Below are 8,097 nucleotides of genomic sequence, written 5' to 3'. Positions count from 1 at the left end.
CTTGTATTTGTGCGCATCCACCGTCGGCACCGGAAATTCCTGCAACCACAGGTCCGGCACATTCTCGAAGGTCGAGACGGCGAGCTGGGCGATAATGCCGTCGCCGATGCCGATATCGGCGAGCACGATCTCACCGCATTGCCCGCGCCCCGGCAGCAGCAGGTGGCCAGGCTTTTTCCGCGCGAAGGTGATGGTGACCTCGGCACGAAACGCCCTGCCCAATATGTCACCGCTCCTTCCAGAGACGCCGGACGGCAGGTCGACCGCGACCACGGGCAGGCTCAGGGCTGTCACTGTATCGATGGCTTTCGCGGCGTCGCCGGACAGCGGCTTCGACAGCCCCGCCCCATAGAGCGCGTCGATCACGATCGAGCCAGGCTTGGCGTCAAAGTCAGACAGCGGCCGGGGCTTGATCGGGCATTCCGCGGCGGCGAGCGCCGCATCGCTTTTCGGCCTCGGCGCGCCGGATGCCCAGACCGATGTGCCGACGCCGCTGCCGGCCAGGATGCGGGCAACGACATAGCCATCGCCGCCATTGTTGCCGGGCCCGCACAGCACATGGATGTGCTTTGCCGAGGGGTAGCGCTTGAGAACCTCGGCCGCGACCGCTCCACCAGCGCGCCGCATCAGGCCGATGCCGTCGGCTGGGCCGGCGGCAATCGTCAGCCGATCGGCCTCGCTCATTTCGGCCGGGGAAAGAAGTTCGTTGCTCATGGATTGCCGATCCGCATGCGATCAAGCATTGTCCGATTTCGATCCTAAGCAAACAAGGGGGAGTTGCCGAGATCTGCAGCCATAACGTTGGCACGAAAGCATCGCGGGCAGAAAATTGCCTGGGGGATAGGCAATATGCCCGATTTTTGTGCGGACGTGGGTGCTGGCGCTGTGTAGGCTCTGGCAGTCCATGCCGCTTCCGGTGCAGCGAATGACGCGAATTTGCATCCCGGTGCGGCGCGGCTTTGAAATCTTATGAGACCGCTTAGAATCCGCTGAATTGGCACAGTTCGTGCTTGATGGAGGCGCAAGCGGGGGGTCACAACCCGTTTTTTTGGCAGTGGAGGCCACTTTTTACATGAAAAAGATCGAAGCGATCATCAAGCCATTCAAGCTCGACGAAGTGAAGGAAGCGCTTCAGGAGGCCGGACTGCAAGGCATCACCGTCACCGAAGCAAAAGGCTTCGGTCGTCAGAAGGGCCACACCGAACTCTACCGCGGCGCCGAATATGTCGTCGACTTCCTGCCCAAGGTGAAGATCGAGGTCGTGCTTGGCGACGACGCGGTCGAAGGTGCGATCGAGGCCATCCGCAAGGCGGCCCAGACCGGTCGTATCGGCGACGGCAAGATCTTCGTTTCCAATATCGAGGAAGTCGTGCGTATACGCACCGGCGAAACGGGCATGGACGCGGTCTGACCGACCGCGCCATCCTCCCGAAAAACGTCATCATCAAAAAAAGTCATCACACAGGGATACATGACATGACGACAGCCAAAGACATCATGAAGCAGATCAAGGACAACGACGTGAAATTCGTCGACCTGCGCTTCACGGACCCGAAGGGCAAGCTGCAGCACGTGACGATGGATGTCATCGAGGTCGAGGAAGACATGTTCGCCGATGGCGTGATGTTCGACGGCTCGTCGATTGCCGGCTGGAAGGCCATCAACGAGTCCGACATGGTGCTGATGCCCGATCCGGAAACGGTCCACATGGACCCGTTTTTCGCGCAGTCGACCATGGTCATCCTGTGCGACATCCTCGATCCGGTTTCGGGTGAATCCTACAACCGCGATCCGCGCGGTACGGCCAAGAAGGCCGAGGCCTACATGAAGGCCGAAGGCATCGGCGACACCATCTTTGTCGGCCCGGAAGCCGAATTCTTCGTGTTCGACGATGTGAAGTACAAGGCGGATCCCTACAACACCGGATTCAAGCTCGACTCCACGGAATTGCCGTCGAACGACGACACCGATTATGAGACCGGCAATCTCGGCCACCGTCCGCGCATCAAGGGCGGCTACTTCCCGGTGCCGCCGATCGACAGCGCGCAGGACATGCGCTCGGAAATGCTGACCGTGCTCGCCGAGATGGGCGTGCGCGTCGAAAAGCATCACCATGAGGTGGCGGCGGCTCAGCACGAACTCGGCATCAAGTTCGACGCGCTGGTGCGCAACGCCGACAAGATGCTGATCTACAAGTATGTCGTCCACCAGGTCGCCAACGCCTACGGCAAGACGGCAACCTTCATGCCGAAGCCGATCTTCGGCGACAACGGCTCGGGCATGCACGTCCACATGTCGATCTGGAAGAACGGCAAGCCGACCTTCGCCGGCAATGAATACGCCGGTCTGTCGGAAAGCTGCCTGTTCTTCATCGGCGGCGTCATCAAGCATGCCAAGGCGATCAACGCCTTCACCAACCCGCTGACCAATTCCTACAAGCGCCTGGTGCCGGGTTACGAAGCGCCGGTTCTGCTCGCCTATTCGGCGCGCAACCGCTCGGCTTCCTGCCGTATCCCGTTCGGCTCGTCGCCGAAGGCCAAGCGCGTCGAGGTCCGCTTCCCCGATCCGGGCGCGAACCCCTACCTCGCCTTCTCAGCGCTGCTGATGGCCGGCCTCGACGGCATAAAGAACAAGATCCATCCCGGCCAGCCGATGGACAAGGATCTCTACGACCTGCCGCCGAAGGAGCTGAAGAAGATCCCGACCGTCTGCGGCTCGCTGCGTGAAGCCCTGCAGAGCCTCGACAAGGACCGCGGCTTCCTGAAAGCCGGCGGCGTCTTCGACGACGACCAGATCGACAGCTATATCGAGCTGAAGATGGCCGAAGTGATGCGCTTCGAAATGACCCCGCATCCGGTCGAGTACGACATGTACTACTCCGTCTGAGATTCAATCTCGGTCCAAGATTAGCTATAATGCTCAAGCCCTTGAAAGACGTCCCTCTTTCAAGGGCTTTTTGCTGCGCTCCAATAGGATTGCCAGCCGACCGGCATGCCTCGCCTGCACGGCAGCCGCGCATGGACAGCCGTATCCGCCTTTCGTCTTCGACGATCATAGGATGCCCGGATTCTTGGACCTACGGTCCATCGGAGCGGCCGGCTTTTGAGCGCGTCGCTTCAATCACAACTCGGCGGTGTTCAGTAAATGATCAAGGGAGGCGGTTCGGCCGCCAACGTCGGAGCCAGGAGCGAGCGGAGCACTGTCTCAGGCTACAGTGACCGCTCGTCCGGCGCCCACGCCAATGCCGCCGTTCAAGAAAACCCCGCCCGTCCGAACAGCATTGCGTGACGTAACCCCAAGGCCAGCGAATACGCATGCCGTAGCGTGATCTGTCAACGCCGCCAGCCGGGTGGCGAATGACCGATTCCGTTGTATGAACAGATGCTTATGGAAGATCCATCGCCCCGGACAAGGGCTGGAAAAAGGCGGTTTTCCGGGCTTTCTGGCGAGTGATCGCCGCAGACCCGCACGGCTGCGGCCGGAACTCACGGGCGATTAGCGACCGCCGGAACTGCCTGACTTTTTCTGGGTATGTTTTACCGGGAATGCAGTCCGCCGGGTAACGGCCAAAAAAGAACCCCGGCGCGAAACGCCGGGGTCCTCTTGTCATACAGTCCGAAACACTTACGCGGCGGCTGAAACCTGAGCGCTTGCCGGAACCGAGGCGATCGTCTTCAGGATTTGCGAGGCGATCTGGTAGGGGTCGCCCTGCGAGTTCGGACGGCGGTCTTCCAGATAACCCTTATAGTCGCTCTTGATGAAGGAATGCGGCACGCGGATCGAGGCGCCACGGTCGGCAATGCCATAGCTGAACCGGTTCCACGGCGCGGTCTCGTGCTTGCCGGTCAAACGCTTGTCGTTGTCCGGGCCGTAGACGGCGATGTGATCCATCAGGTTCTTGTCGAAGGCCGCCATCAGCGCTTCGAAATAGGCTTTGCCGCCGACTTCGCGCATATAGGCGGTCGAGAAGTTGGCGTGCATGCCAGAGCCGTTCCAGTCGGTGTCTCCGAGCGGCTTGCAGTGGTATTCGATGTCGATGCCGTATTTCTCGGTCAGGCGCTGCAGGAGGTAGCGGGCCATCCACATCTGGTCGGCGGCCTTCTTGGAGCCCTTGCCGAAAATCTGGAATTCCCATTGGCCTTTGGCCACTTCGGCGTTGATGCCTTCGTGGTTGATGCCGGCGGCGAGGCAGAGGTCGAGATGCTCCTCGACGATCTGACGCGCGACGGAGCCGACATTGGAATAGCCGACGCCGGTGTAGTACGGGCCCTGGGGTGCGGGATAGCCGCTCTCGGGGAAGCCGAGCGGGCGACCGTCCTTGTAGAAGAAATATTCCTGCTCGAAGCCGAACCAGGCGCCCTCGTCATCGAGGATGGTGGCGCGCTTGTTTGAGGCATGCGGCGTGACACCATCGGGCATCATGACTTCGCACATGACCAGCACGCCGTTGGTGCGGGCGGGATCCGGATAGACCGCAACCGGCTTCAGCACGCAATCGGAGCTGTGCCCTTCGGCCTGCTGGGTCGAGGAACCATCGAAGCCCCACAGCGGCAGCTGCTCGAGTTCAGGGAATTCGGCGAATTCCTTGATCTGCGTCTTGCCGCGAAGGTTGGGGACCGGGGTATATCCATCGAGCCAGATATACTCGAGCTTGTATTTCGTCATTCTAGCCTCTCGTTGCTTGATCACCGAACACTGAACGGCGTCGACATGCGTCTGCCGTCAGCAGCTGGCCTGCCGCACACTTAAAATGCAATTCGTGTGCCATTCTTGGTCCGGAGGGTGCGACAAAATTGACGCGGCATCCACCGGAAGTCGGTGAGCCGCCTAAGCAATGCGCCCGGATCCATCACGGTCCTTATTTGCACAAATAGTGTGCAAATGCTGATCTTTTCATAGGCATATTGCCTAACTTGATTGCAGACCTTATCTTCGGGCCAAGTTGAATCGAAAAGGTTCGGCGGAAGAAAGGAACCCGGCAATGGAAGTCATTTCCACACGACCGTCGGCCAAAATTTTGATGTTCCCGGCGGCAGCACGCCTCTCTGCCTCAAATTTGAGCGGAAAGGCTAAGTTTGCGGCAGAGCTTGCCTCGCTGCGTGGTGCCCGCGCGGATTTCGGCGACGGCTGGTACCATGAGGCAGCCATCGAGGAAGAGGCCCGGGGCCGCAAGAGCTGACACAAAGGGCAGCAGCCCTCGCCAACGAATTGGCCTGAAAAGAAAAAGCCCGGCGCGATCGTTCGCGCCGGGCTTTCTTTTGAACGCTGGGGCTGCCTACTCCTTGGCGTGCAGGTCGGTGCCGAGCGTATCCTTGACGAAGATCATGCCGATGACCAGCGTTATAGCCGCGATCACCACCGGGTACCAAAGGCCATAGTAGATGTCGCCTTTGTAGGCGCTGAGCGCGAACACGGTTGCCGGCAGCAGTCCACCGAACCAGCCATTGCCGATGTGATAGGGCAGCGACATGCCGGTGTAGCGAATGCGGGTCGGGAACATCTCGACCAGGATCGCCGCGATCGGCCCGTAGACCATGGTCACGAACAGCACCAGGATGAACAGGATGCCGATCGTCATTGGCCAGTTCACTGCTGCAGGATCGGCGAACATGGCGAACGCGCCGCCGCCTGGAATGTTGTAGACGGTGACTTCGGGTGCGCCCGCTGCCTCATCGGTGGTCAGCAGCTTGTCCTTGACCGCCTGGTCGATCGGCACCGTCGCCTTTTCACCGGCACGGATGGCAGCGGCGTCCAGCTTCAGTTCCGGGTTGGCGGCAACAAACGCATCGAGCTTCTGGTCCGCAACCTTGGCTGCCGCGCGCTTCAGCGGATAGCCGCCGTCCTGCAGCGACATATTGACGGCCTTGATGAAGGCCGCTTCCTTGGCCTTGGCCTGATCACCGGCGGCGATGGCGTCATAGGACTCGACCGTCTCATTGCCGATTTTGACAGATGCGGGTGTGCCGGCGGCAGCCGTCGACACCACGTCATAGGGAACCGAGTTCTTGGTCAGGAACGAAGTCGCGATATCGCAGGATGTCGTGAACTTCGCCGTGCCAACCGGATTGAACTGGAATTTGCAGTCGCCCGGCGCCGCGGTCACCGTCGCCCTGGTGTTCTGCTGCGCCGTGGCGAGTGCCGGATTGGCAGCCCATGTCAGTGCCTTGAACAGCGGGAAGGTGCAGACAATCGCCAGCGCAAGGCCCGCCATGATGATCGGCTTGCGGCCGATCTTGTCGGAGAGCCAGCCGAAGACGACGAAGAAGATCGAACCGACCGCCAGGGCGACCGCGATCATGATGTTGACCGACTGCGCGTCGACCTTGAGCACGTTGGTCAAGAAGAACAGCGCGTAGAACTGGCCATTGTACCAGACCACGGCCTGACCGGCTGTGAGGCCGAGCAGCGCCAGCAGTGCAATCTTGGCGTTCTTCCATTGGCCGAAGGCTTCCGTCAGCGGCGCCTTGGAGCCCTTTCCCTCATCCTTCATGCGCTGGAAGGTCGGGGATTCGGAAAGCGAAAGCCGAATCCAGATCGAGATGCCGAGCAGCAGAAAAGACACGATGAACGGAATACGCCAGCCCCAGGCAGCATAGTTTTCCTTGCTCAATGAAGCCTGTACGATCAGGATCACAACCAGCGACAGGAACAGGCCGAGCGTCGCGGTGGTCTGGATCCACGAGGTGTAGTAGCCGCGCCGGTTGTCCGGCGCATGTTCGGCGACGTAAGTGGCCGCGCCGCCATATTCGCCACCCAGAGCCAGGCCCTGCAGCATGCGCAGGATGATCAGGATCACGGGAGCGGCGATGCCCAAAGTGGCATAGCCGGGCAGCAAGCCGACCAGGAAGGTCGATAGGCCCATGATCGTCATGGTGACAAGAAAAGTATATTTACGGCCGACAAGGTCACCGATGCGGCCGAACAGCAGTGCGCCGAACGGGCGCGCAAGGAAGCCTGCGGCGAAAGCCAACAGCGCGAAAATGTTGCGGGTCGCTTCCGGAATGGCTGGGCTGAAAAAGGTCGAACCGATGAACACCGCCAGCGAGCCATAAAGATAGAAATCATACCATTCGAAAACGGTGCCGAGCGAGGAAGCGAAGATGACTTTCTTCTCTTCCCGCGTCATGCCGCGGCTTGTTCCGCCGGCGGTCGATGCTATTGCCATTGCGTTATCCTCCCGTGAGACCCGTTCTCAATGCTGCGCGACACTGTCCGCGTTCTCCTCCGAGCACGGACTCAACGACAGCCATTCGGGAAAAATGACAGAAAGCGCCCGCCAAAGGCAGCGCGTCTTTGGGATTATGACTTTGGTATTAGGTGCGCTGCGGGATGAAACCGGGCGAGTTGGGAAACCCCTAGCCCTTGAGCGCTTGCAGCAGGCCGGCGGCAGCCATCATGTCGCGCTTGCGAGCCGCGCGGCGGGCAACGGCCTCCGCATCCTGCCCCCAATGCTCGATCTGCCAGTCCTCGTCGACATGAGCAGCGGCCCAGGCAGCCTCAGCGTCGATCTCGCCGAAATCGACAGCCAGCGCCAGCAGCGCCGAACCGGTCAGCGACGTCATCACATGGATGGCGGCGAGCCGCAGCGGCTCGGCGCGCTGGGCAAGATGGCTGCCCAGCACGGCGATGGTCTCGCGCGGCTGCTCGACATGGATGATGCCCTCGGCCAGATTGAAGCGGGCTCCGAGCGTCCTCGCCCAGTCGATCACCGGATCCCAATGCTGGTTCTGCCGCTCCACCAGCCCTTGCGGCGCGTCGGCGCGATAGCAGGTGAGATCGGATGAGGCAAAGCGCAGGATATCCTCCAGCACCGCCTGCGGGTCGCTGGCGACGCCATCGATGGCCGTGTTGACGAGGCGCATCACCGGCATCTTCACCGGATCGATGGTCTCGCTTTGGGCGGCGAACTCGTCGGCGACGAGCGCGGCTGCTGCCTCGGTCGGCAGCACCAGCAGCGCCTTGCCCGGCGTCCGCACCGGCTTGCCGTCGAGATGCACGGCAAAGCCATTGTCGATAGGTGCCACAGAGGCGGCCTTGTAGAAGCGTTTGGGCAGAGGCGTCTTCATCTGGATCTGGGCGCGGCGCACAGGATCCGGG

Annotated in this window: 7 protein-coding genes; 3 read left to right on the top strand and 4 right to left on the bottom strand. The window is 61.0% G+C overall.

All coding sequences use genetic code 11. The annotated features are described in order from the left end of the window. The coding region (locus EN994_RS09800) for an NAD(P)H-hydrate epimerase (protein WP_127307504.1) at nucleotides 1-714 on the bottom strand (714 nt) is incomplete at its 3' end. 358 nt (nucleotides 715-1,072) lie between these two features. On the opposite strand from EN994_RS09800, the gene EN994_RS09795 reads away from it, so the two are divergent. Together EN994_RS09795 and glnA are read left to right on the top strand one after the other, a co-directional pair. Continuing rightward, complete coding sequence (locus tag EN994_RS09795) at nucleotides 1,073-1,411, top strand: P-II family nitrogen regulator (RefSeq protein WP_006205430.1); 339 nt, start codon at nucleotides 1,073-1,075, stop codon at nucleotides 1,409-1,411. 65 nt (nucleotides 1,412-1,476) lie between these two features. Next, complete coding sequence (glnA, locus tag EN994_RS09790) at nucleotides 1,477-2,886, top strand: type I glutamate--ammonia ligase (RefSeq protein ID WP_013531452.1); 1,410 nt, start codon at nucleotides 1,477-1,479, stop codon at nucleotides 2,884-2,886. A gap of 738 nt (nucleotides 2,887-3,624) precedes the next feature. Here glnA and EN994_RS09780 read toward each other — a convergent pair. Continuing rightward, nucleotides 3,625-4,665: a glutamine synthetase beta-grasp domain-containing protein gene (locus tag EN994_RS09780; RefSeq protein WP_013531450.1), complete on the bottom strand. Its 1,041-nt coding sequence runs from the start codon at nucleotides 4,663-4,665 to the stop codon at nucleotides 3,625-3,627. A 316-nt stretch (nucleotides 4,666-4,981) separates the two neighbouring features. Between EN994_RS09780 and EN994_RS09775 the strand changes: the two genes are divergently transcribed. Next, entirely contained in the window at nucleotides 4,982-5,179 is a 198-nt protein-coding gene (locus EN994_RS09775) for a DUF2735 domain-containing protein (RefSeq protein ID WP_063168063.1), read from the top strand. 96 nt (nucleotides 5,180-5,275) lie between these two features. On the opposite strand, the gene EN994_RS09770 is transcribed toward EN994_RS09775, so the two are convergent. Further along, entirely contained in the window at nucleotides 5,276-7,165 is a 1,890-nt protein-coding gene (locus EN994_RS09770; protein WP_127307503.1) for an MFS transporter, read from the bottom strand. A gap of 190 nt (nucleotides 7,166-7,355) precedes the next feature. Further along, nucleotides 7,356-8,097: ATP12 family protein (locus EN994_RS09765; RefSeq protein ID WP_127307502.1), on the bottom strand; the 742-nt coding region annotated here is incomplete at its 5' end.

The organism is Mesorhizobium sp. M7A.F.Ca.CA.002.09.1.1, assembly GCF_003998555.1.
Classification (GTDB): Bacteria; Pseudomonadota; Alphaproteobacteria; order Rhizobiales; family Rhizobiaceae; genus Mesorhizobium; species Mesorhizobium ciceri.
Note: the sequence above shows the minus strand (reverse complement) of the source record. Positions and strands in the feature narration are given on the sequence as shown.